Here is a 21,926-nt window from a genome sequence, read left to right as displayed (position 1 = left end):
CAGCCGGATCCGATCCCGGCCCGACTGGTGATTACCAGCGGTAGTGCGCGAACGCGCGGTTCGACTCGGCCATCTTGTGAGTGTCCTCGCGGCGCTTGACCGCGGCACCCAGGCCGTTCGAGGCGTCCAGGATCTCGTTCTGGAGACGCTCGGTCATGGTCTTCTCACGGCGGCTCTTGGCGTAGCTGACGAGCCAGCGGAGGGCGAGGGTGTTCGCGCGGTGCGGCTTCACCTCGACCGGGACCTGGTAGGTCGAGCCACCGACGCGGCGGCTGCGGACCTCGAGGGTCGGGCGCACGTTGTCGAGCGCCTTCTTCAGGGTGGCGACAGCGTCCTGACCGTTCTTCGCCTCGACACCCGAGAGGGCGCCGTAGACGATCGACTCGGCGAGGGACTTCTTGCCGTCGACCAGGATCTTGTTCACCAGCGAGGTGACGATCGGAGCACCGTAGACCGGGTCGTTGACAACGGGGCGCTTGGGGGCGGGGCCCTTACGAGGCATCTAACTCAACCCTTCTTCGCGCCGTAGCGGGAACGAGCCTGCTTACGGTTCTTGACGGCCTGGGTGTCCAGGGCGCCACGGACGATCTTGTAGCGGACACCGGGGAGGTCCTTGACACGACCACCGCGCACGAGCACCAGCGAGTGCTCCTGCAGGTTGTGGCCCTCACCGGGGATGTAGGCCGTGACCTCGGTACCGTTGCGGAGCTTCACACGAGCGACCTTGCGCATCGCCGAGTTCGGCTTCTTCGGGGTGGTGGTGTACACGCGGGTGCACACGCCGGCCTGCTGCGGGTTCGACTTCAGAGCGGGAGCCTTGGTCTTGGTGACCTTGGGCGAACGACCCTTGCGAACCAACTGCTGAATAGTTGGCACTGCTTCTCCTTGTTGTGCTGCACGGTGACAGCGTGATGGGTTCACATCAGACCCGCCCGCGCGCCGAGGACGACGTGCGTTTGAATGGTGGGTATGCCGTGGGGGCGGAACCGGCGAATGCCGGTGCCCGGTACGCGCGCGTCAAGACACACGCATACCCGCTCTATGGTAATGCGCCGTAACACGCCCGGTCAAATGCGCACGAACGGCGCGCCGGGGCATCCGTGCGGACCGTCCGGCCGCCGCGCTCCGCCGCATCCGGGGGGCGGATCATCGTGAGCTCAGCGCAGGTCGCGCAGGCGTGCGGCCATCGGGGCGCGCTCGGCTCGCCGTTCGGCCGTGGTCGCGATGATGAGCAGCACCGCACCCATCACGGCGAGCGTGATCCACCAGGGCATCGACTCGATCCCCCGGCCGATCTGCACCGCGAACACGAACAGGTTCTCGATCGGCAGCACGATCAGCCCGATGAGGAACGACGCCGCCAGCCGCCGGGTGGCACCGACGAGGATGGCGATCAGCGCGCACACCATGACCAGGATCGCGCGCCAGGTGAGCGGATCCGTGAACGTCGACACGACCGAGGCGAGCATGGTCACGACGATGCCGGGCGCCAGCAGCGCCCAGGACCCGGTCACGCCCTTCGGCCAGTCGTGCAGGCCGGTGGACGGAGCGGGAGCCGTCTCCCCGGACGCGCCGGGGCCGGCCTCGCCCGACGCCGCATTCGCGCTCGCTGGTCGCAGATTGCGGTTCTCGGCCTGTGATGGCCGCAATTCGCGCCCAGGGAGCGACCAGGGCGCGTCGAACCGGCCCTGCATTCCCGCCGCGATCAGGAACAGCCCGAGCGGGAGCGAGAACCACTCCACGCGCAGATCACGCGGGCTCCATGCAACGACAGCGGTCACGAAGGCGAGCGCGAACAGGATCCACACCGGCGCGACCGCGAACCCGCCGCGGACGATCCGACGCGCGGTGAGCGCCATCGCCGCCAGCAGCACGAGCATGAGCGACCACATGCCCCAGATCGAGAACCAGTCCCGCTGGATTGCGGGCCATACCCCCGCCGTCGTCGCCACGAGCGCGGGGACGAAGAGCCATCGGGACCGGCGCACCACCTCGAGCGGAGCGACCGCACGCAATGCCGCGGCGCCCGCGGCCATGCCCACTCCGCCCGCCGCCGAGAGGCCGGCGCACGTGAGGAACAGCGCAGCGGCGGCGAGCGGCGCGGGCAGCAGCCCGGCCAGACCCTGCCCTCGCGCCAGCAGAATCGCCTGCACGGTACCGGCCAGCCCCGCCGCGATCGATGCCGCCGCCAGCCACGACACGGCGGGCCGCAGCCGGCGCACCGTGGCGGATCCCCCCGGCGCCGCGGTGGGGACGCTCCTCGCCGCCGCGGACGCCCCCGCCACTGGGATGCTTCTGCCTGCGTGGTCGCCGTCGTGACGAACGCCGCCGCCTCGCTTCCTCGCGAGCACGTCGCCGCCGCGCAGCTTCCGCGCGAGCACGCCGCCGCCGCGCAGCTTCCGCGCGAGCACGCCGCCGCCGGCAGCGAGCACCCAGGACACCGCGAGCAGCACGCCCGTGCGCCAGGGCGAGGCATCGGCAGCGCCCGCCCCGATGAGCACCAGCACCGGAATCACCGCACCGGCGGATCCGGCCGCGACGAACGCCGCCCCGGCCCCGCCCCGCAGCGCGCGCACGATGCCGAACGCCACGGCGGCGAGCGCAGGCGGCAGCAGGTACGCCTCCGCAAGCCCGACCCCGGCGGCCGCGCAGGCCGCCCACAGCGCACCCGTGGCCGCGATCGCGGCGACCGCGCGCAGGTGCCGCCGGCCCGTCGTGGCGGCGGCGCTGCCCGATCCGCCGGCGAGCAGCGCCAGCACCGCGCACGCCGTGCCGAACCCCGCGGCCTCGCGTACGAGCGCCAGCACCACGGCGAGCCCACCGGTGAGCAGGGCGCCCGCCTCGAGCGCGGTCTGGACCTGCGCCGCCACGATGCCACCCACCCCGCGGTCGGCGAGCACGCGGCGGATCGCCCCGGTGCACGGCAGCACGCCCCCCACGAGGGCGGCGATCACCGGCAGCACCACGGGAGAGGCGCTCGTCGCGAGCATCTGGGCGCCCAGGCAGAGCACCGACACCGCGAGAGCCGGCACGATCACCGCGGCAGCCAGCAGCCGTACCGCGGTCACGGCGCCCTCGCGCCGCGTGCCCAGCAGCAGCGCGGCCAGTACGGCCATCGCGGCCGTGGGCAGCGCTGTCCAGCCGCTGCGTTCGACGAGCACCTGGGCGACCCCGATCGCGAATGGCGCTGCGGCCACCACGAGCATCGCCTGCCACGAGCGTCCCGGCACCGCCCGCACCGCCGTGACCGCGGCGACCGCGAGCAGCCCCGCCGTCGCGGTGAGGCTGAGCAGCGCGACCCCGCCGATGCCGGTGAGTGTGAGCCCCGAGCAGAGCACCCCGAGCGCATAGCCGAAGCCCGCCGCGACGAGCAGGAACCGCCAGCCCGCCGGCAGCGCCGCACCGAGAGCGAAGAGGGAGAGCAGGGTCACGACTCCGGCCGCGGGCATGAGCGCGGGATCCTCCGCCCCGACGAACGCCGCGAGCACGACCGCGGCGAAGGCGGCGATGAGAAGCAGGATCCGGGCGATCTCGCCGATCCATCGTCGCGGCACCCGCGCGACCAGCGACACCGAGACTCCGGCGACCAGCAACAGGCCGACGCGCAGCGGCGCCTCCAGGAGTGCAGAGGCCCCGAGCGCGAGCACCGCGAACGAGCCGGGCACGATCGCCAGCACCGCGAACACGGCGCGGAAGGTCGCGCTCCGCCTCCGCGCCAGGACGGCCACGGCGCCGAGTGCGGCGGCTCCGATGACGAGGTTCACGACCAGTGCCCACCCCAGATCGACGGGCAGCTCGCCGGCGGGACCGTCGGCGAGCGCTGTGCGCCCGGCCACGCGGGCGAGGACGGAGCCGCCGGCGAGCGCGGTGAAGATCCCTCCCGGTGCGAGTGCGACCGCGAGCACGGCAACCGCACCGCCCGCGACGGCGACCGGGCGCGCCGTACGCGGCAACGGCGCCACCGCGACGAGCAGCACCAGACCCAGCCCCACGCCGGCCGCGCACGCGACCAGGAACCCGGTCTCCCCCATGCGAGGCGCGATGCTGAGGGCCACGAGCACGGGTGCACCCGAGCCGGCGACGCCCGCGACGATGCTCCAGGCGACCGCACCGCCGTTGCGCGTGGCGAGCAGGGCCTGCGTGCAGACGAGCACTGCGGCGAGGGCGAGCACTGGCATCGTCGCTGTGAGGGTCAGCAGCCGGCCGGCGCTCACGAGCAGCACGATCGTCACGGCGACCGCCTGCGCGACGATGAGCGAACCGCGCTCGAGGGCGAGCGGTACCGGATCCGGCTCGGCGGCGGCGATGAACCGCGCCCCGATCCTCGGCAGCAAGGCCACCTCGGCGAGCGCCAGGAAGGCGACCGCGAGGACCGCGAGCATGCCGGCATCGCCGATACCCGTGACGCCGGCGAGCATCGCCGGCGCGACCGCGAGCCCGACGGCGCCCGCCCAGAGCCAGATGCGCAGTCTCGCCCGGCCGGCGATCCCGAGGAGCAGCGCTGATCCCGCGGCCGTCACCCCGGCGCCGAGCAGCCACCGGTCGGACTCCGGCGCGGCGGCGACGATGCCGTGCGCCGCGAGCCCGGCGAACACCAGCGCGAGTCCGGCCACGGTCTCTGCGGAGAACCGCAGTCCGCGGCGGGCGAGCGCCACGCCGCCAACGAGGAACAGTGCGCCGGTGGCGCCGACGATCGCGGTGCGCGCCGCATCGGAGAGATCCGGGGTGAAGAAGCTGAACACGATCGCCGCCGTGGCGAACAGACCGGCTCCGGCCAGCGACAGCAGGGACTGCAGCGGCGTGCTGCGCTCCGGCTCTGCTCCGGGGCGGCTCGGAGCGGGTAGGCGCATAGGCGGCGGGGGGACGGGCATCCCTGATGTCGCTGCGAGCGGCTGAGTACCGGCCACCGCCGTCCGGCCCGACCCGGATCCGCTCGGTCTGAAGCCGCTCGGCCCGAATCCACGTGGACCGGAGTGTCGGAGACCTTCCTCCGCCGCAGTCGCCTTCCCTGCAACGATTCCTCGTCGAGGCAGCGCGGCCAGCAGCTGCTCCCGACGGGCGAGCGCGGCGGCGGCCTGCACGGAGGCCGACCAGAGTTCCTGCGCGGCCGCGCCGCGGAAGTCCGCGCCGCAGGACCAGCACGTGGATCCCGCGACCGCGACGCCGCAGACGGGGCAGTGCGAGTCGTCGCGCAGCCGCTCGAGCGCCGTGGTCACCCAGGTCGCGGAGGCGCTCATGCCTCGCCCTCCGGGATCCAGCGCAGGATGTCGCCCGCTTGGCACTCCAGCACCCGGCAGATCGCGTCGAGGGTCGTGAAGCGCACCGCCTTGGCACGGCCGTTCTTGAGCACCGCAACGTTGGCCGGCGTGATGCCGATGGCGTCGGCGAACTCCTGCACGCTCATCTTCTTCTTGGCGAGCTGCACATCGAGATCGATCACGATGGGCATCAGACGACCTCGGACAGATCCTGCTCGAGCTCGAGCGCCTTGCGCAGGAGCCCGCGCATCACCGCGACCAGCAGCGCGAGCGCGATGCCGATCACGACGCCGACCACGCCGAGCAGCAGGATCGAGGGATTCACCGCATGTCCCAGCAGGAGCACGATCATGGCTCCGGCGATCAGTACCGCGGAGGCAGCCATCGTCACCATGATGATGTCGACGTAGAGGAACGACCCGGGACTGAAGATCCGGTCCTGGCGCACGAGCGACAGCAGCCGCCAGACGCAGACCAGCACGATTTCGATGAGCGCCACCAGCACGATGCCGCCGACGATGCCGGGGCCGACCAGATATCCGAGCTCGGGATTGCGCTCGGCGGTGAGCACGGCGACGCCCGGGATGAGCGCCACCTGAGTGGCCAGCAGCAGCGCGAGCAGGACGACGATGAGCGCCTTGAGGGCGGCGGTGATCCGGGGTTGCATGGCACTCCTATCGAAAAGCGATCTGTATCTATCGAAAAACGATAGCCATGCGGGTGCGTCGGCGCCAGCCCGGATCCGGCTTCCCAGGCAATGTTCGGCTGTGCGGGCGCCTCTCGCGGATCCGGCTCCGATCGCGCGGATCCGGTCAGAGCGTGTCGGGGTCGAAGGGCGAGTCCAGCGCCTCGGTCAGCTCGGCGAGCATCGCCTCGATCTGCGGCTCGACGTATTCGCTGATCGCGGCCTGCACTCGCAGGCGGTGCCGGAGCAGCAGCCCGCAGATCTCGCGGCCCACGACGTTCGCGTAGTCGTCGGCGAGGGCGACCTCGTGGCGCAGCGCGGCCTTCGCATCGTCGCTGAGCGGCGGCAGGGGAGGCAGCTCCCCCGCATCCTCGTCGGCCATCCCGGCGAGCGTGAACAGGAAAGGGGCGCCGGGAACCGGATCCGGATCCAGCGGCATGCCCTCGTACTCGGGCTCGAGGTCCTCCGTCGGGCGGTAGGCGCGGGCGCGATTGCGGGCGGCCTGCTGGTCGAGCTCGCCCTGCAGCATCGGCAGGTTCCGCGCGGTGTACTCGGCGACGGCGTGGTCGACGATGGTCTTGATGCGGGTGGACAGTCCGTGCTGCACGCCGTGCGGCACGTTCCCGCCGATGCCCGCGGCGGAGAGCACGGGAGAGCCCAGGCAGCGGCGGCACGGCGCCACCCGCCCGCGGTGGGTGGCGGGCTCCCAGCGCGGCACCCAGCGCAGCCAGGCCTCCACAGCCAGGTCGACCTGCGTCTCCAGCGAGCGCTCCACGCCTCCAGCGTACGGGGCGGACACGCCCGGGAGGTCGCGGCACGCGAGATCGAGTGCCGCGGTGCCGGCCGAGATCAGGTCGATGGACCGAGAACAGGAGGATCCCGATCGGATCCGCCCTGTTCTCGGGCGACTCACCTGATCTCGGCATGCGACGTCAGCCGCCGCGCGGGGCAGGACGATCGCGTCAGGGCTGCTCGTCGTCGTCCTTCTCCCACGGCCAGCGGGGAGGCCGGGCCTCCGTGCGACGCAGTGCGATCGCCACCCACGCCGCGATCAGTGCGGCGATCACGATGACGGCGCTCGCCCCGCCCAGCACGAGCTGCCCGGCGGCGGCCGTGGCGTCGACCGCGCCCGCGCCCTCCGCCACCGCGGCCCCCCACACGCCGCCCAGGTGCACGAGCGCCGCGCCGAGCGCGAGGAAGACCGTCGCGACGAACGACGGATGCGGGTTCGCGAGCACGCCCCGGAGCGACAGCGCGAACACCACCACGGCCAGCACCATGCCGACGATGCCGGGCAACTGGCCGAGCCGGGGCAACGCGATGAGGTCGTGTTCTGTGAGCAGGCTGAGCATTCCGAGCCCCATGATGGCCAGCGCGAAGAACGAGACGACCCCGATCACCCAGGCGAGGACAGGACGAACCCCCGCGGGCAGTGGCTCGCGGGGGTTCGGCGGGAAATCGTTCGTGATGCTCTCCTGCGGTGCAGGCCGGCGCCGCTACGGCAGCTGGGGTCCGGCTTCGAGGACGCGCTCGTACTCGCGCTGCGCCTCGTCGTTCTGCGCGGTGCGGCGGGCGCCGGCGCGGGCGGCCCAGGCGCCGAACCAGATGGTGAGCTCGCGGCCGAAGATGAACGCGGCGATCGCGAGCGGGGCGAGCAGCTGACCGTTCACGTTCTCGGCCAGCTGGGTCGCACCGAGCTTCCAGAACTCGACGGATCCGATCGCGCCGAGCAGGTGGCCGCCGTACGCGAAGCCGCCGACGATGATCCCGAAGACGACCCAGTAGCCCCAGCGCCCGCGGTTGATGATGCCGCCGAGCAGCCAGAATCCGATCGCGAACACGACGACCGGGATCCACAGCCCAGGGCTGCGGAGCTGGTCGAGCAGGTAGGTGCCGATGCTGTCGGTGGTGACCTTGCCGTCGAACGCGGCGATGCCCAGGGCGGTGCCGAGGTAGAGGATCGCGAAGGCGATGGCCGCCAGCAGGCCGATGCCGAAGATCGCACCGCGGTTGCCGCGCTCGCGCGGAGGCTCGGGAGCCTGCACGAAGATGGGTGGCGGCACGTCGCCGGCACCCGGGGCGATGACCGCCGGCGCGAGCACCTGCGTCGGCGCCTCGGCGACGGCGTCGACGCGGGTCGTCGCGTGCTCGAACGTCGAGGTCTCCGTGGCGGCCGCCGCAGCGGCCACAGTGGGGACCTCGGGAGACGGCGGCGTAAACGTGCCGCCGAACGTGCCCGGGTACGCGGCCTCGGCCGCCTCGAAAGCGGCGAGATCGGCGTCCGCGGCACGCTGGTCCGCGGCACGCGCATCCGCGGCAGTCGCCCCGTCGGCGGCGCGCTCGGCCTCGGCGAGGCTCTCGTTCGCGCTCTGTGCGACGGCGGCATGGTCGGGCTGCACGGCATCGGCGACATCCTCGCCGGTGCGCTCGGCTGCAGTGGCCGGGACATGCGCGTCGGCGCCCTCGGCCGGGGCCGGCTGCACGACTGCGGCCTCGACCGCGGCGCCCTCAGCGGGGACAGCCGCGGTGTCGGCACCCTGGGCGTCCGCCTCGGGCGCGGCGGCCACGGCGTCGTCGACGTCGTGCGCCTGCGCCGGCTTCGAAACCTCGTGGTCACTCATATGAGCTCCTCCATACGGATACGGTGATTCGAGGCTATCTCCGAGGCAGGGCACCGCCGCGCAGACCTGCCGGAAACCGCGGATGCCGGATCCGGATCGGCGTCGTATCCGGATCCATCGCCCGCGTCACGGGTCGGATCCGCGTCACATCCGGATCGGCGTCACCGATGCAGCAGGCCGGAGAAGTAGGTCACCATCACCGGCCCCATGGGTGCGGCGAGGTACACGAGCCCTGCGATGACCCCGGCGCAGACGACGCCCGCGAGCCACGCGATCCCGGTGTTGCGCCCCCCGATCCGTGCCATACCCCGAGGGTACGAGAGCGGAGCGCGCGGGCGCGGGCGGCGCGCGGCGGACGCGTCGCCCGCACCCTCGGCGGACGTCAGGGAGGCCCCGGTGCGGGGCTCAGCCGGCGTCCGGCGCGGCCACGCCGGGCAGCGTCCACGCGGCGAACACCGGCCCCTCGGCAGCGAGCGCAACGGCGCCGTCGTCGGCGACGGCGAGGGTCGCGTCGCCGAACAGCGCCTCAGCCGCCGCGGCTCCCGCGAGCGCCCCGGCCGGGAGCTCGATGTCGACGTCGCCCCGGGCGGCGAGCACGAGAACGGTCTCCTCGGCCGACTCCCGCACGAACACGAGGCCGTCGTCGTCGACGTGCAGCCACCGCAGCCCGCCGGTGCCGAGCACGGGGTGCGCGCGGCGCAGCCCGACCAGGTCGCGGTACAGCGCGATGCGCTCCGCGGTATCCGGCTGCACCTCGGTCCCCCACGGGATCGGTGTGCGGCTGGCCTCGCCGTCCACGCCGGTGAGGCCGAACTCGTCGCCGGCGAACACGACGGGCAGCCCCGGCAGCGTCATCGACAGGCCGACAGCGACGGGCACCGTCCCCGGGGCGGCGTTGGTGGCGAACCGTGCGGTGTCGTGCGTGTCCAGCGGCTGCATGTTGCCGAGCCGCACCCGCCACGGGATCCCCCCGGTGAATCGGGTGATCGAGTCGACCACGTCGCGCGCGGTGTAGCGCGGGATGCCGCCGGTCTGCATGCCGAAGAACCAGCTCTCGGTGCGTTCCTCCCCTTCCGCGGTGAGGTACGAAGCACCGTTCGGCTCGCTGAGCCAGGCCCATACAGGGCGGGTGAAGGACGGATAGGTCATCGCGCCGTCCCAGCCGTCGCCCTGCAGATCGCTCGTGGCGTCGTTGGTGGACTCGCCGAGCAGGATCGCATCCGGGTTGATCCCCCGCACGGTGTCACGCAGCAGCCGCCGGACATCCGCGTTCAGGTCGATCGCCCCGAGGCGCCCGGTCATGTTCGCGACGTCGACGCGCCAGCCGTCGGCGCCATAGGGCGGCTTGAGCCAGCGGGCGACGGCCGAGTCCTCGCCTGTGATGAACCGCTCGCGCAGCTCCTCACTGGCCCAGTCGAACTTGGGCAGGCTGCGTGCACCCAGCCAGCACTCGTACTCGGTGTTGTCGTCGTTCGTGAAGTAGTAGAACCGCTCCTCGGGCGCTCCGGGGGTACCGAACGCCGCCCGGAACCACTCGTGGCCGTCGCCGGAGTGGTTGCTGGTGAGGTCGCCGATCACCTTGATGCCGCGGGCATGCGCCTCCTCGATGAGGTGCGCGTACGCCTCGTCGCCGCCCAGCAGCGGGTCGACGCGCAGGAAGCTCGAGGCGTCGTAGCGGTGGTTGGACGCGGCCGGGAACACCGGCGTCAGGTAGAGCAGGTTGACCCCGAGCTCGACCAGGTGGTCGAGATGCTCCACGATCCCGGGAATGTCTCCCCCGTAGAACTGATGCGCCCGGCCCGGCATGACCGGATCCACCGGGGTGTCCCATTCCGCCGGGATCGCCCAGTCGGGCGTCGGGTGCTCGTCGGCCTGGGCCGAACGGGCGAAGCGGTCCGGGAACACCTGGTACATGACCGACTCGTGCAGCCAGGCGGGCGGCGCGGGTTCGGCGACCAGGGCGAAGTCCTCGGCGTCGAGCGTCTCCAGACGGTGGATGCCGGTCTGGTTCAGCCATTCGATCCGGCCGTCCTCGTGCTGCAGCAGGAACCGGTAGCCGTGCCGCGGATTGCGCACGGTGACCGGCGCCTCCCACCACTCCCAGCCATCGGCGCTGCCGATCCGCTCGGCGTCGGTCCACTCCGGCTCGTGGTCGGGGTTGGATCGGGTGCGGACGGCCGCGATCGGGCCGTAGCCGGCAGGCACGCGCAGCCGCACTCGGACGACATCGCCCAGAGCGGGGGCGTCGTCGGAGACGTGCAGCGGGGATCCGTCGTGGTGCGGGAGCAGAGCGGTCATGTCGAGGCCTTTCGTGGTGCGGCGGCAGCCCGCCGGAGTCGACGTGGTTGCACGACCGATGCCGTGACAGAGCCCTTGGATTGTGTTTCGAGGATCGTTACTTCACGCTACCGGCGGTGAGGCCGCCGACGATGTACTTCTGCAGCGACAGGAACAGGATCATCGGCAGGATCGCCGCCAGCACGGCCCCGGCCGCGAAGACCGCGTAGTTCTTCGCGTCGGTGGACACGTACTGGTACAGCCCGACAGCGAGCGTCTGCTTCTCCGGAGAGATCAGCACGGTCGACGCGATCAGGAAGTCGCCCGTGATGCCGATGAAGGCGAGGAGCCCCACCACCGCCAGGATCGGCGCGACCAGGCGCAGGATGATGGTGAAGAAGATCCGTGCGTGACCCGCTCCGTCGATCTTCGCGGCCTCGTCGATCGAGGCGGGGATCGTGTTGAAGAACCCGTACATCAGGAACGTGTTCGCCCCCAGTGCGCCACCGAGGTACACGAGGATCAGGCCGATCTGCGAATTGAGCCCCAGCGCCGGGAAGATGTCGCCGATGGCCGACATCAGCAGAAAGATCGCGACGATCGCCAGCAGCTGCGGGAACATCTGCACGAGCAGCAGGGTCATGAGCCCCGTGCGGCGTCCTCGGAATCGCATGCGCGAGAAGGCATATGCGGCGAGCGCGCACAGAAACACGCTGCACACGGCGGCGAACACGCCGATGAAGATCGTATTCAGGAACCAGGCGCCATAGGGCCGGGACGGATCCTGGAACAGCTGCACGTAGTTGTCCACGCTGATCTTCGAGAACAGTCCGTTCGTGCTCAGCAGCGTCCCGCCGGGGTTCAGCGAGGCGGACAGCACGTACACCAGCGGGAAGCCGGCGAACACGAGCATCACGACGCCGATGATGTGCCGCCAGCCGGTCTCCCGGAACCACCGGCCGAACGGTCGGCGGGGGTGGCGCGCCGGGGCGGCGAGGAGCGCGGCGGTCGCGGTCGACGCAGGGGCCGAGGTCTTTGCGATGTCGGTCATGTCAGTTCAGATCCTCCAGCACCTTGGTCTGCCGGAATCCGATCAGGGAGATGGCGGCGACCAGCACGAAGATGATGATCGAGAAGGCGCTGGCGAGGCCGTAGTCCCGCTCGGAGCCGACGAAGGCGACCTTGTAGACCATCGAGATGAGCAGATCCGTGGATCCCACGTTGATGCTCGCGTCGGTGAACTGCGGACCGCCGTTGGTGAGCAGGAAGATGAGCCCGAAGTTGTTGAAGTTGAACGCGAACGAGGCGATCAGCAGCGGCGCGACGGCCACGAGCAGCAGCGGGAACTTGATCAGCCGGAACGTCTGCCACACGCTCGCGCCGTCCACGCGCGCCGCCTCGACGACGTCGTCGGGCAGCGATTGCAGGGCGCCGGTCGTGACGAGGAACATATAGGGGAAGCCGAGCCACAGATTCGCGATGAGGATCGCTGCCTTGGCGAGCCACGGATCCGTCAGCCACGGAATCGACGCCCCGCCGAGGACGACCTGGTTGATGAAGCCGAAGTCCTTGTTGAAGAGCCCTGCCCACACCAGCGCCGACAGGAACGCGGGGAACGCGTACGGCAGGATCATGATCAGCCGGTAGTACTTGCGGCTGCGCATCTTCGGATCGTTGAACACGATCGCGAGGAACAGGCCGAGGATGAACGTCGTCGCGACCGAGAGGATCGCGAACGCGAAGGTCCACAGCAGCACCGCGAGGAACGGGCCCCGGATGGACTGGTCCGAGAACGCGCGGACGAAGTTGTCGCCGCCGACCCACACCTGCCAGCCGGGCAGCAGTGCCTTGCCGTCCTTCGCGGTGAACGCGCCGCGGCCGGTGTCGCTGTAGACGACGCCGGTCTTGGTGTCGGTCATCGTGTCGGCCGTCGGATCCCAGGTGAGGGTCGAGGTGAACAGGTACGCCTTGGAACCGTCGGTGGTCTTGAGATAGCCCTTGTTCAGGTCGTGCGAGAGCGGCACGGCCAGGGCGGCGATGTCGTCCTGGTGGGCGATGACGCTCGGGAAGTCGAGGGTGGTGAAGCCGGGGGCGCCATCGGCGCTGATACCGGGTTCGGTGGAGAGCGGGCGGTCGGCGCCGCCGATCAGCGGCTCGTCGCTGCCGGGCTCTGCGGTGAGGAAGAAGAACTTCCCGTCCTTCTCGAGGATCTTGACGGAGAACGTCGGGGAGTCCGCCACGCGGGTCTGCGACTGCAGCAGCAGCGCCTGCACCGCGTCGTCCTTGGTGGAGTTGTGCCCGGATCCGTAGTTCGTGAAGGCGACGTAACCCGAGTACAGCACGACGAAGATCTGGAAGATCAGCAGGAACACGAGGCCCGGCGTCAGATACTTCGCGGGCAGCAGGCCGGGAATGAGGTAGACGGCGTTGATCGCCAGCACGCCCACGGCGACCAGCACGGCCGGCGTCCACTGCGCACCCGCGGCGAGCGCGAACACGGCGTAGAGCGCGAGGGCGTCGATCACCGCGAGCGCGACGATCTTGACCAGCCACACCTTCCAGCCGGCCGATGCGGCCTCGGCATAGGCGGCAGCTCGCCGCTGGCGGCGGCTGCGCGCCCTGTCCTCGGCGGACATGGCCGAGGACTCCTGCGTCTTCTCCTGCACGGCAGGACCCGTCATCTCGACCCCTTCACAACGTCGTCAGCGGGCGGAGGTGCAGGGAGGCGGCGCGATCGCGCGCCTCCCCGCACCGGATTCACGAGCGGATCAGCCGATCTTGGTCTGGATGGCCTGGGTCATGCCCGTCCAGGTGCTGGCCGGGTCGCCGCCCTTGATGATCGCGACCTCGGACTTGCCCCAGTCGTCCCACACGGAGCCCATCTCGGGCACCGACGGCATCGGCACGGCGTTGGCGCCAACCTTGGCGAAGCCGGCCACCGCGGGGTCGGACTGCGCAGCCTGGAACGACTCCGTCAGTGCCGGCGGGCGGCCGCCCGCCTTGTAGAGCGCGGTCTGCACGGCGGGGGTGGCGAGGTAGTTCACCAGGAACTCGTTCGCGGCGAGGGTGTTCTTCGACTTCGCGTTCACGAAGAACGCCTGCACGCCTGCGAACGGACGGGCCTCCTGGCCGCCGGCGCTCGGGATGGGGTCGACGGAGACCTTGATGCCGGCCTTCTCCGCGTCGGGCAGGTTCCAGGGGCCGCTGATGAAGTACGGAGCCTCGCCCGCGTTGAAGGCGGCCTTGGCGAGATCGCCGGTCAGGCCGGGGTTGAAGATGCCGGCCGCGCCCTGCGCGCCCAGCCAGGTGGCGAACTTCTGCCCGGCCTCGTCGCCGATCGTGAGCTTCTTGGCGTCGTAGCTGCCGTCCGCGTTCTGCGCGAAGACCTGGCTGCCGAACGAGGTCTGGAACGGGTACGTGTGGTACGCGTCACCGGTGGCCGCGTCGAGTCCGATCAGGAACGGGTACTTGGTGCCCGCGGCCTTGCCCTTGGCGATCATCTCGTCGTAACTGGCCGGAGTGGAGTCGGCGAGCGCGGTGTTGCGCAGGATCGCGATGTTCTCGATCGCGTAGGGCAGGCCGTAGACCTTGCCGTCGTAGGTGACCGCGGAGACGGCGACCTTCTCGAACTTGGAGGCGGAGTCGCCCAGCTCGATCGGAGCGACGAGGCCGTCCTTCACGAAGGATCCGATCCAGTCGTGCGCGCCGATCGTGATGTCGGGCCCCTTGCCGGTGGGGACCTGGGCGGTGAAGTCGTCGCGGATCTTGCCGAAGTCCTTGACCACCAGGTTGATGGTGATGCCCTTGTCCTTCTTGAAGTCGGCGGCGACCTGCTTCATCGCAGCCGCGCGGTTGGAGTCGACCCAGACTGTGAGCGAGCCCGTGGTCTTGTCGCTTCCGGCGGACGAGCCACCGCCGTTGCTGCTGCCGCCGCAGCCGGTCAGCGCCAGTGCGCCGGCCACGAGGAGTGCGCCGAACGCGACGACGCTCTTCCTGTTCACCTTCATCGGTGTACCTCTCTCGGTCTTCAGGGAGCGCAATCGGCTCCGATCTCGCGCCAGAGGGCGCTCGCTCCGCCTGCGAGGATTGCAAGCGTTTACAGTATGCGGATCCGCGACGCTTCGCGCAACCCCTCGCTAGGAGGGCCTGACTGGGACGCGAGCTGGCTGCATCCGCACTGCTATTGATAAGCGAGCCTGCCGCATTGAGGGTTGCGTTGCTCGGAAACGTTTACAACAATGAGCCGAACAAACATCGGGGAACGTCACGCATCCGTCGTCCGCCGGTCCGGACCGATACCCTTCCTTGACCCGACTTCCTAGGAGGCCCGTGTGGCTGACATCGCCGATGTGGCGCGTCTCGCCGGCGTGTCCACCGCCACGGTCTCGCGCGCCCTGAACGGGAAGACGGCGTCGCCGGCCACCAGGGAGAAGGTCCTGGCGGCGGCCGCGGAGCTCGGCTACGTGATCTCCTCGAACGCCTCGGGGCTGGCGTCGGGGCGCACCCGGCACATCGGGTTCATGGTGCCGTTCATCGACCGCTGGTTTTTCACGGATCTGCTCACCGGCATCGAGTCCGTGCTGCTCAGTCAGGGCTATGACGTGACCCTGTACGACCTGCAGGGCAACGAGTCCCAGCGCGACCAGGTGTTCGGCAGCTCGCTGCGTCGGGCCAGCATCGACGGCCTGATCGCGGCCAGCATCGAGCTGACACCCGACGAGATTCGCGCGCTGCGCGCGCTCGGCAAGCCCGTGGTCAGCATCGGCGGCTACATCGAGGGCGCCACAGCGGTCGACGTCGACAACGCGCGAATGGCGACTCTCGCCACGGAGCACCTCCTCTCGCTCGGCCACACCCGCATCGCCTACGTCGGCGCGGGCAGGACGATCGCGAGCGCCTTCCAGCTCGGCGATGCGCGCTACGACGGGTGGCTGTCCGCCATGCGCGCGGCGGGGCTCGAAGTCGAGGAGACGGGGTTCTGGGAGGCGGACTTCGACATCCCCTCCGGATACGCGGCCGCGAAGGCGCTGCTCGCGCACGATCGGCCCACCGCGATCTTCGCGGCGAGCGACGAGATCGGGATCGGCTGCATGCTCGCCGCGCGCGATCTGGGCCTGCGCGTCCCCGACGATCTCTCGATCGTCGGCATCGACGACCACAAGCTGTCCGCGTTCTTCGGTCTGACCACGCTGGCGCAGGATCCAGCTGGGCAGGGTCGCCTCGCCGCGCACCTGCTCCTCGCGCAGCTGGACAACCCGGGAGCAGCACCCGAGCACCGCACGCTCACCCCGCGGTTCGTGGTGCGCTCGTCGACGGCGCGTCCGGGCGGCGCCGTGCACGAGACCGCGTGAGCTCGCTGCTCGTTACACTGCCTGTATGGCTGACAGCTCATTCGACATCGTGTCCAAGGTCGATCGCCAGGAGGCGGACAACGCCCTCAACCAGGCCCGAAAGGAGATCGAGCAGCGCTACGACTTCAAGGGGGTCGGCGCCTCGATCGCCTGGAGCGGCGACAAGATCGTGATCCTGGCGAACTCGGACGAGCGCGCCCGTGCGGTGCTGGACGTGTTCCAGACCAAGCTCATCAAGCGCGGCATCTCCCTGAAGAGCCTGGAGTCCGGCGACCCCACGGCCAGCGGCAAGGAGTTCCGTCTCGAGTCGACCCTCAAGGAGGGCATCAGCTCGGAGAACGCGAAGAAGATCGGCAAGATCATCCGCGACGAGGGCCCCAAGTCCGTCAAGTCGCAGATCCAGGGCGATGAACTGCGCGTGCAGTCCAAGAGCCGCGACGACCTGCAGGCCGTGATCGCGCTGCTCAAGGGATCCGATCTGGACCTGGATCTCCAGTTCATCAACTTCCGCTGAAGCCCTGACCCTGGGATTCTCACCCAGCATCCCCAGATCCCGCAGGAGTGGCGCTGGAGCGTTTGGCCTCGGTCGGTCCTGCAACTTGTCGAAGAGCTCGGGGCGAAGCCGGAGATCCGCGCTACCCACATCGAACGCCTCTTGCTCGACGCAGACGACAAGCCTCACAGAGGGCTTCAAGAACCCGGCCACGACGCCACGGAGATCGCAGTCGGATACGCAGCAGCGGGACGTTTGTCATGCCTTCTCGCAGCCTGACTCGCTGAAGTAAGTGCGCCAGCGTTGCCGAGCACGCCCGACTACGCTGACCCTCTCGGCTGCGCGGAACCTCGATGACACGAAATCGCCCCCGCGTCGGAGAGGCAGGGGCGATTTCGTCGTACGGTCTAGAGGAGTGATTGAATCTCGTCGATGAAGACCTGCTCCACTCCCGTGACTGAGGTGCCGGCAGGGCGGCCTCGAAAATGGGCGAGATGACCGTAGGCGGCCATTGACGCCGCTGCCACTCCCGGGTGGTCGGCGGCATACCCGGCTTCGTATCCGGGATTCGCGAGGATCTCATCGCTGGGAATGTAACCGGGGACCTCATTGGCATAGGCCGAGAACCAGAGTTGGTTCGCTCCGCCGCTTATCGATCGGAAGTACACGGCGTAGCCGGAGACGACCTCGCCACCCGAGAAGATCATCGTTAGCCCCGGTGCACCTCCGAACTGCCAACGTTGCACCGGGAGCGGGACGGTGTCTTCGAGCGGGTCTGGCGACGCGGCGACCTGCTCCATGACTTCGCCATGCCGATGTTCGTAGTCCGTCGCGGGGTTGACCTGTCGAGCTTGGAAGACTTGCTGCAGAGCGACCCGGTTCGACGGAGTGTCGGTGACGTCCAAGGGCAGTTCCGCCTCAGACAGCGCCGTACTTATCGGTGCTGTGATCGTCCGTCCCGGGGTATTGATGCTGTTGACGACGGTCAGGCCAAGATCGTAGCCGTACGCGTCCGACTGCTGGATTCCGTCCATTAGCGCAGGATTCTGATCGCCGGCAGGACCGAGGATGAACTGTGCGAACGCGCCTGAGTAGGCGGCTTCGATCGTCTTGATCGCTTCGCTCGGATAGTCGGGATCGAACAGGGTTCCGCCATTTCCGGCGACCGGGTGAGCGCCGTAGCTGAACAGCACCGCGCGCGGTGTCCCGTCTGTAGCGCGGGCGACAAGGATGGGTACGTCGCGTTCGACGTAGCTCAACCCAACGCGGTTGATCGAGAAGTCTTCGTCCGCCACCTGATAGTCGAGGGTGCAGGTGGTACGCGTGGCCCCAAGCGCGGTCTGAACGAGTGAGATGATCTCGTTTACGAGCCAATCGGAGTAGTCCGAGATCTCGGCCATGTCCGTCACCGCGTAGGCGATGTACGGGTCGAGGCGCTCGATCAGCACTGGCCCATTGTGGGTATGGGTCGCGTTGAGAACAAAGTCCGAACTACTGACGCCGAGGGCAATCACGCCGTCCCGGATTGCCTGGTGCATGGTTCGGCCAAACGCGAGAACGTCTGCAGACACGATGACGTTCGGGGCACCGTTGTCCCACAAGACGATGCAACGCGCCATCAGCGGTTCATTGACGCCTTCGGAGCGCCGCGGTTCAGTTTCGGTTGCGAACCCGGCCATCGGGTAACCGGTGTCCGGGGTGATCTCCACCTTCGCGGTCGACACCTGCAAAGACGTATCCGCATATGCAGGGGAAGAGATTCCCACTGAGATCGCCGTTGCCGCTAGCGAGCTGCCAATGATGAAGCCGCGCCGGGTCAGGCGTGGTCCGAATGGTGCACCGAGAGGCGACTTGTCGTATTGAGTCATGGTCTCAACATATTGACCTTGGGCGACGCTAGCTGTCCCCCGTTTTCCCTACAGACGTCGATGCGGGGACATCGCTAAGTTTGCTGTTGGTAGTCCCTGAGTTCTTGTTCCACCCGACCTGGACGGCAGGCCTCGTCAATGCGCTCCTGGGGCGGCCTGTCGATCGCGCACGACGTCGAACGTCATCTTCCTGGACGGAACCTCCGCTCAGGAAAGGGACACATCATGGACAGCACCCCCATCACCGGCATCCGCGCGGTGAGCATCCCTGTGAACGATCAGGACGACGCGCTGCGCTTCTACCGGAGCCTCGGGTTCACGCTCCTGCGCGACACACCCACGCCGAACGGCCGCTGGATCGAGCTGACGCCCGGCGGTGACGTGGTCGTCACCCTCGAGCCCGCGGATCCGGCCGTCCACCGCGGATCGATCGGGATCCGGTTCACTTCGGATGACGTCGACGCCGCCCACGCCGCCATGGTGGCCGAGGGCATCGACGTCGACGAGATCCTGCGCTGGCCCGGGACTCCGGCGATGTTCGCGTGGCGGGACCCCGACGGCAACGCCTTCTCCCTCACCGGGACAGTGCCCGAGACGGACGGCGCGGGGTCATGAGCACGGTCGGGCCTCTGGACATCACCTTCACCGCCACGCTCGGCCGCGTGCGCGCGGGTGACACGTGGATCTGCGTGCAGCTGCCGGACTCGGCGACGGTGTTCGGCACGCGCGGGCTGGTCAAGGTGTCCGGAACCGTCGACGGGCATCCTTTCGACGGCGCGTTCATGGCACTGGGCGACGGCACCCACAAGCTGCCGATCGCGAGCACGATCCGCCGGGCGATCGGCAAGAACGAGGGCGAAGACGTCACCGTCCACCTCACCCGCCGGCGCAGTTGACGCCTCATCCGGTCCGGGATTCCCCGACCCCCGAAATCACCCCTGACGTCGCAAAAACGCCTCTGAATGTCGCGGGATGCGCGACGCGCGCATCACTTCGATACCGGTATTTGGGTTTGCCCCCGAGCGGTGAGATAGTGCTGTTCTGGGGAAACTACTTGGGGGTAGTGATGGGCGAACGCGGTCCGATGACTGGCGTGGTTCGGTCGCCGCTGGGGGCGACGAAACAACTCCTCGCAGAAGAGGTGTATCAGCAGGTCGGTGCGTCGATCATCGACGGCACATTGCCGCCGGGATCACGGATCCGGGATGCGGATCTTGCAGAGAAGTTCGGCGTGTCACGGATGCCGATCCGTGAGGCGCTGCAGCGGCTCGAGCGGGTCGGCCTGGTCGAGATGTATCCGAGCCGGTACACGCAGGTCACCGAGGTGCCTCCGCAGCTCACGGCGAAGACCCTCGAGTACGCGGGCTATCTCGGCGGCGCGGTCGCCGCGATCGCGGTGCCGCGGCTGAGTGATGCGGAGCGCGAGGAGGCCGCTGCTCTCGCTCGCAGCCTGGACGACGGCCTCGACGATCCGGCGGCGCTCTCCGCCGAGCGCTGGGCGCTGCTGCACTACCTCGCCGAGCGCTGCGAGAACGACATCCTCAGCTCGGTGCTCGACGAGACGAGCATGCCGCTGACCCGCAACCTGCGGCCGTGGTCCGTCGACGCCTCTCAACGAGACGCCATGCGCGCGCTGCACGCCGAGCTCGCCGAGGCGATCCTCGCCGGCGACGGGCACTCCGCGGAGCATCTCGTGCGCGCCATGCACCTCGTGGACTGAGGCACGCCCCCGCGTCTCGTGTGGGCCGGCGGCCGGCCCTTCGCCGCGTTCGGGTCAGGCCGGCCGCCGCGGCACCCGCCGTGCGATGCGGTCCGAGGCGGACCAGCCGTCGACCCAGTATCCGAGGCGGGCGTACGCCTCCTCCCGCGCCTCGTGCCGGGACAGGAACACGTCGTGCAGCGCGCCGTCGATGCGCTCGATCGTCACCGAGGGGCCGATCCTCAGCGCGGCGCGGGCGATGTCCTCGACGACCAGCACGCTGTCGGCGCGGGTGAGGTCATCCGACCATGCCGTCGGTACGGCGCTGCGTGCGGACAGCAGCACGCACACGGGAACGTCGATCGCGATCCCCGCGGCGATCGCCGCATGCCCGCCCAGGATCGCGTGCAGCCACCCGGCGTGCACGGCCATCGTCTGCGCCGGCCGCCAGCTGAGATTGACGTCCATCGGATCCGCCGGATCCGCGGCCTCCTGCTGCGCACGCGTGTAGTAGCCCAGGTCGACTTGCGGCGCACGATCGAGCGGGCGGTATTTGGCGCGCAGCCCCACGAGCGGCGTGATCGTCTCCCGCGTGAAGCGCGAGAGCTGGAACTCCAGCCACGGGCTGTTCAGGATCACGGCCGACGCGACGCCGGGATTCCGTGCGGCCCAGAGGCTCAGGATCAGCCCGCCCGTGGAGTGGCCGAGCAAGACCAGCCGGCGCCCGACCGCGCCGGATCCCTCCTGCATCGCGGCGAGCGCGGCGGCGATGTCCTGGTCGTACTCGACGAGATCACCGATGTAGCCCGGGGTCTGGTACTCGCGCAGGCTGCGGCCGTACTTGCGCAGGTCGAGTGCGAAGAAGCGTGCGCCGCGGCCGGTCCAGAACCGTGCGAGCCGCTTCTGGAAGAAGTAGTCCGACCACCCGTGCACGTACAGCACATCGGTGTCGGCGAGCTGCCGGCCATCCCCGAACAGGCGCTGCCAGGCCGTGCGTCGCGGAAGCGCCCGCACCAGGGTCGCGACGATCTCTCCCTCGTCATCGGATCCGAGCGGCAGAGGGAGCTGCTCGAACTCGTCGCCGAGCACGTCGGGCATCCACGTGGCGGAGACGGGGTGGCTCATGGATCCAGAGTATCCGCGCCGTTCGGCGGCGCCTCGGAGCACGCCTCCTCTACGCTGGGCCACATCGACGCGCACTGCTCAGGAGGAATCATGATCCGCACTCGACTGCACCGCTCGATCGCCGGCCTCGTGGCGGTCGCCGCCCTCACCACGGGGGCGTTCGCCCTCGCCGGCTGCTCCGGGGGCGTCGCGCCCGCCACCAGCACGAGCAGCACCCCCGAGACGACCGGCAGCGATATGCTGCCTCCGATCATCGTCGACCTCGGCACGGTCGACGGGACCACGGTGAAGGCGCCCGTCGGCAACACCATCGACCTCACCGGCGACGACAAGGACTTCGCGCACTGGACCGCGGACATCGCGGATGCGAAGGTCGTCGCCTTCGTTCCGGGCAAGGACGACGGATCCGCTCAGTTCAATCCCGGACTCGACGCACTGGCCGAGGGCACCACCAAGGTCACGCTGGACAACAGCGCCTCGGGCGCCCACGTCACCTTCACCGTCGAGGTGACCGCGAAGAAGTAGACCCGGCAGGCGGCCGGGTCACTC

The 21,926-nt window shown here is 69.6% G+C and carries 21 protein-coding genes; 6 read left to right on the top strand and 15 right to left on the bottom strand.

Going from position 1 to position 21,926, the window contains the following annotated elements; all coding sequences use genetic code 11:
- Positions 1 to 31 precede the first annotated feature (31 nt).
- From rpsG to AB4078_RS13450, 13 genes are all read right to left on the bottom strand, one after another.
- Positions 32 to 502, bottom strand: coding sequence for a 30S ribosomal protein S7 (gene rpsG / locus AB4078_RS13510; protein ID WP_045271034.1), 471 nt, complete (start codon positions 500 to 502; stop codon positions 32 to 34).
- A 5-nt stretch (positions 503 to 507) separates the two neighbouring features.
- A complete protein-coding gene (rpsL, locus tag AB4078_RS13505) occupies positions 508 to 876 on the bottom strand; it encodes a 30S ribosomal protein S12 (RefSeq protein WP_017201609.1) in 369 nt (122 codons plus the stop codon).
- A 281-nt stretch (positions 877 to 1,157) separates the two neighbouring features.
- Positions 1,158 to 5,237, bottom strand: coding sequence for an SCO7613 C-terminal domain-containing membrane protein (locus AB4078_RS13500; RefSeq protein WP_441977577.1), 4,080 nt, complete (start codon positions 5,235 to 5,237; stop codon positions 1,158 to 1,160).
- A complete protein-coding gene (locus AB4078_RS13495) occupies positions 5,234 to 5,449 on the bottom strand; it encodes a helix-turn-helix domain-containing protein (protein ID WP_441977576.1) in 216 nt (71 codons plus the stop codon). Before AB4078_RS13495 ends, AB4078_RS13500 begins: the two co-directional genes overlap by 4 nt.
- The gene (locus tag AB4078_RS13490; RefSeq protein WP_441977575.1) at positions 5,449 to 5,925 is read right to left on the bottom strand and encodes a DUF2975 domain-containing protein; all 477 of its coding nucleotides are present in this window, start codon (positions 5,923 to 5,925) and stop codon (positions 5,449 to 5,451) included. Before AB4078_RS13490 ends, AB4078_RS13495 begins: the two co-directional genes overlap by 1 nt.
- A gap of 145 nt (positions 5,926 to 6,070) precedes the next feature.
- Entirely contained in the window at positions 6,071 to 6,718 is a 648-nt protein-coding gene (locus AB4078_RS13485) for a spermidine/putrescine ABC transporter substrate-binding protein (protein WP_440734037.1), read from the bottom strand.
- Positions 6,719 to 6,905: 187 nt separating this feature from the next.
- The gene (locus AB4078_RS13480) at positions 6,906 to 7,343 is read right to left on the bottom strand and encodes a hypothetical protein (protein WP_441977574.1); all 438 of its coding nucleotides are present in this window, start codon (positions 7,341 to 7,343) and stop codon (positions 6,906 to 6,908) included.
- Positions 7,344 to 7,439: 96 nt separating this feature from the next.
- Entirely contained in the window at positions 7,440 to 8,564 is a 1,125-nt protein-coding gene (locus tag AB4078_RS13475; protein ID WP_441977573.1) for an ABC transporter, read from the bottom strand.
- A gap of 161 nt (positions 8,565 to 8,725) precedes the next feature.
- The gene (locus AB4078_RS13470; RefSeq protein WP_440734040.1) at positions 8,726 to 8,869 is read right to left on the bottom strand and encodes a hypothetical protein; all 144 of its coding nucleotides are present in this window, start codon (positions 8,867 to 8,869) and stop codon (positions 8,726 to 8,728) included.
- Between the two features lie 100 nt (positions 8,870 to 8,969).
- Positions 8,970 to 10,862, bottom strand: coding sequence for a glycoside hydrolase family 13 protein (locus AB4078_RS13465; RefSeq protein WP_441977572.1), 1,893 nt, complete (start codon positions 10,860 to 10,862; stop codon positions 8,970 to 8,972).
- Between the two features lie 97 nt (positions 10,863 to 10,959).
- Positions 10,960 to 11,892 carry a sugar ABC transporter permease gene (locus AB4078_RS13460; RefSeq protein WP_441977571.1) on the bottom strand — a complete coding sequence of 311 codons (933 nt, stop codon included), beginning with the start codon at positions 11,890 to 11,892 and terminating at the stop codon, positions 10,960 to 10,962.
- A 1-nt stretch (position 11,893) separates the two neighbouring features.
- On the bottom strand, positions 11,894 to 13,522 hold the full coding sequence (locus tag AB4078_RS13455; protein ID WP_441977570.1) for an ABC transporter permease subunit: 1,629 nt from the start codon (positions 13,520 to 13,522) through the stop codon (positions 11,894 to 11,896).
- 87 nt (positions 13,523 to 13,609) lie between these two features.
- On the bottom strand, positions 13,610 to 14,848 hold the full coding sequence (locus tag AB4078_RS13450) for a sugar ABC transporter substrate-binding protein (protein WP_441977569.1): 1,239 nt from the start codon (positions 14,846 to 14,848) through the stop codon (positions 13,610 to 13,612).
- A 324-nt stretch (positions 14,849 to 15,172) separates the two neighbouring features.
- On the opposite strand from AB4078_RS13450, the gene AB4078_RS13445 reads away from it, so the two are divergent.
- Together AB4078_RS13445 and AB4078_RS13440 are read left to right on the top strand one after the other, a co-directional pair.
- Positions 15,173 to 16,192, top strand: a complete 1,020-nt coding sequence (locus AB4078_RS13445; RefSeq protein WP_441977568.1) for a LacI family DNA-binding transcriptional regulator — start codon at positions 15,173 to 15,175, stop codon at positions 16,190 to 16,192.
- A 25-nt stretch (positions 16,193 to 16,217) separates the two neighbouring features.
- Positions 16,218 to 16,706, top strand: a complete 489-nt coding sequence (locus tag AB4078_RS13440; RefSeq protein WP_440734046.1) for a YajQ family cyclic di-GMP-binding protein — start codon at positions 16,218 to 16,220, stop codon at positions 16,704 to 16,706.
- Between the two features lie 386 nt (positions 16,707 to 17,092).
- Here the strand turns inward: AB4078_RS13440 and AB4078_RS13435 are convergent, their stop codons facing one another.
- On the bottom strand, positions 17,093 to 18,553 hold the full coding sequence (locus AB4078_RS13435) for a hypothetical protein (protein ID WP_441977567.1): 1,461 nt from the start codon (positions 18,551 to 18,553) through the stop codon (positions 17,093 to 17,095).
- Between the two features lie 225 nt (positions 18,554 to 18,778).
- Between AB4078_RS13435 and AB4078_RS13430 the strand changes: the two genes are divergently transcribed.
- The 3 genes from AB4078_RS13430 (at position 18,779) to AB4078_RS13420 (ending at position 20,273) form a co-directional block, all read left to right on the top strand.
- Positions 18,779 to 19,168 (top strand): VOC family protein, encoded by a 390-nt coding sequence (locus AB4078_RS13430; protein WP_441977566.1) that lies wholly within the window; start codon positions 18,779 to 18,781, stop codon positions 19,166 to 19,168.
- Positions 19,165 to 19,449 (top strand): DUF1905 domain-containing protein, encoded by a 285-nt coding sequence (locus AB4078_RS13425; protein ID WP_440734049.1) that lies wholly within the window; start codon positions 19,165 to 19,167, stop codon positions 19,447 to 19,449. Before AB4078_RS13430 ends, AB4078_RS13425 begins: the two co-directional genes overlap by 4 nt.
- A gap of 188 nt (positions 19,450 to 19,637) precedes the next feature.
- Entirely contained in the window at positions 19,638 to 20,273 is a 636-nt protein-coding gene (locus tag AB4078_RS13420) for a GntR family transcriptional regulator (protein ID WP_440734050.1), read from the top strand.
- Between the two features lie 54 nt (positions 20,274 to 20,327).
- On the opposite strand, the gene AB4078_RS13415 is transcribed toward AB4078_RS13420, so the two are convergent.
- Positions 20,328 to 21,377: an alpha/beta hydrolase gene (locus AB4078_RS13415; protein WP_441977565.1), complete on the bottom strand. Its 1,050-nt coding sequence runs from the start codon at positions 21,375 to 21,377 to the stop codon at positions 20,328 to 20,330.
- Between the two features lie 90 nt (positions 21,378 to 21,467).
- Between AB4078_RS13415 and AB4078_RS13410 the strand changes: the two genes are divergently transcribed.
- Complete coding sequence (locus AB4078_RS13410) at positions 21,468 to 21,902, top strand: hypothetical protein (RefSeq protein ID WP_441977564.1); 435 nt, start codon at positions 21,468 to 21,470, stop codon at positions 21,900 to 21,902.
- The last annotated feature ends 24 nt before the right edge of the window (positions 21,903 to 21,926 follow it).

The organism is Microbacterium sp. 2MCAF23 (assembly GCF_052115565.1).
In the GTDB taxonomy this organism is placed as follows: Bacteria; Actinomycetota; Actinomycetes; order Actinomycetales; family Microbacteriaceae; genus Microbacterium.
The sequence above is the reverse complement of the archived record's forward strand: the minus strand, read 5'-3'. Positions and strand labels throughout refer to the sequence as shown.

Coding starts and splice junctions, on each gene's coding strand:
- AB4078_RS13415 (WP_441977565.1), bottom strand. CDS start 21,377: ATGAGCCACCCCGTCTCCGCCACGTGGATGCCCGACGTGCTCGGCGAC.
- AB4078_RS13430 (WP_441977566.1), top strand. CDS start 18,779: ATGGACAGCACCCCCATCACCGGCATCCGCGCGGTGAGCATCCCTGTG.
- AB4078_RS13440 (WP_440734046.1), top strand. CDS start 16,218: ATGGCTGACAGCTCATTCGACATCGTGTCCAAGGTCGATCGCCAGGAG.
- AB4078_RS13425 (WP_440734049.1), top strand. CDS start 19,165: ATGAGCACGGTCGGGCCTCTGGACATCACCTTCACCGCCACGCTCGGC.
- AB4078_RS13470 (WP_440734040.1), bottom strand. CDS start 8,869: ATGGCACGGATCGGGGGGCGCAACACCGGGATCGCGTGGCTCGCGGGC.
- AB4078_RS13490 (WP_441977575.1), bottom strand. CDS start 5,925: ATGCAACCCCGGATCACCGCCGCCCTCAAGGCGCTCATCGTCGTCCTG.
- AB4078_RS13500 (WP_441977577.1), bottom strand. CDS start 5,237: ATGAGCGCCTCCGCGACCTGGGTGACCACGGCGCTCGAGCGGCTGCGC.
- AB4078_RS13455 (WP_441977570.1), bottom strand. CDS start 13,522: ATGACGGGTCCTGCCGTGCAGGAGAAGACGCAGGAGTCCTCGGCCATG.
- AB4078_RS13450 (WP_441977569.1), bottom strand. CDS start 14,848: ATGAAGGTGAACAGGAAGAGCGTCGTCGCGTTCGGCGCACTCCTCGTG.
- AB4078_RS13420 (WP_440734050.1), top strand. CDS start 19,638: ATGACTGGCGTGGTTCGGTCGCCGCTGGGGGCGACGAAACAACTCCTC.
- AB4078_RS13410 (WP_441977564.1), top strand. CDS start 21,468: ATGATCCGCACTCGACTGCACCGCTCGATCGCCGGCCTCGTGGCGGTC.
- AB4078_RS13475 (WP_441977573.1), bottom strand. CDS start 8,564: ATGAGTGACCACGAGGTTTCGAAGCCGGCGCAGGCGCACGACGTCGAC.
- AB4078_RS13460 (WP_441977571.1), bottom strand. CDS start 11,892: ATGACCGACATCGCAAAGACCTCGGCCCCTGCGTCGACCGCGACCGCC.
- rpsG (WP_045271034.1), bottom strand. CDS start 502: ATGCCTCGTAAGGGCCCCGCCCCCAAGCGCCCCGTTGTCAACGACCCG.
- AB4078_RS13495 (WP_441977576.1), bottom strand. CDS start 5,449: ATGCCCATCGTGATCGATCTCGATGTGCAGCTCGCCAAGAAGAAGATG.
- AB4078_RS13465 (WP_441977572.1), bottom strand. CDS start 10,862: ATGACCGCTCTGCTCCCGCACCACGACGGATCCCCGCTGCACGTCTCC.
- AB4078_RS13435 (WP_441977567.1), bottom strand. CDS start 18,553: ATGACTCAATACGACAAGTCGCCTCTCGGTGCACCATTCGGACCACGC.